Below are 372 nucleotides of genomic sequence, written 5' to 3'. Positions count from 1 at the left end.
CGAGCGAGCCCGAAGTGACCGACTTCCTCATCGGCGCCGCCTTCGCCACCCTCCTCGCCCTCGCCCTCACCACCGTCATCACCGGCGTCATCACCGCCCTCAAAGTCGGCCCGCCCCCACCGCCCATCACCCGCCACGGACGCTGGGAACTCCGCACCCTCCCCGACGGCACCCCCGAATACACCTGGATCGCCCGCCAAGCCCGCCACTTCAGCCCCGAAACCAACCCCGACAACCGCCGTCGTACACCCCGATGACACACCTCGGAGCAGGAAGTCGGCCTCATCGACTTCCTGCTCCGCGCCTCCGGTGGCGGGGTGGGGGGGGGGGGGGGCGGCGCCCCCCCCACCCCCCCCCAGCCAGACCCCGCGG

The 372-nt window shown here is 73.1% G+C and carries 1 protein-coding gene; it reads left to right on the top strand.

Features of this window, described 5'->3' with window-relative positions:
- Positions 1-257: hypothetical protein (locus ABZW10_RS38655; protein WP_355376389.1), on the top strand; the 257-nt coding region annotated here is incomplete at its 5' end.
- Between the last annotated feature and the right edge of the window lie 115 nt (positions 258-372).

Source organism: Kitasatospora sp. NPDC004723, assembly GCF_040609255.1.
GTDB lineage: Bacteria > Actinomycetota > Actinomycetes > Streptomycetales > Streptomycetaceae > Kitasatospora.
The sequence above is the reverse complement of the archived record's forward strand: the minus strand, read 5'-3'. Positions and strand labels throughout refer to the sequence as shown.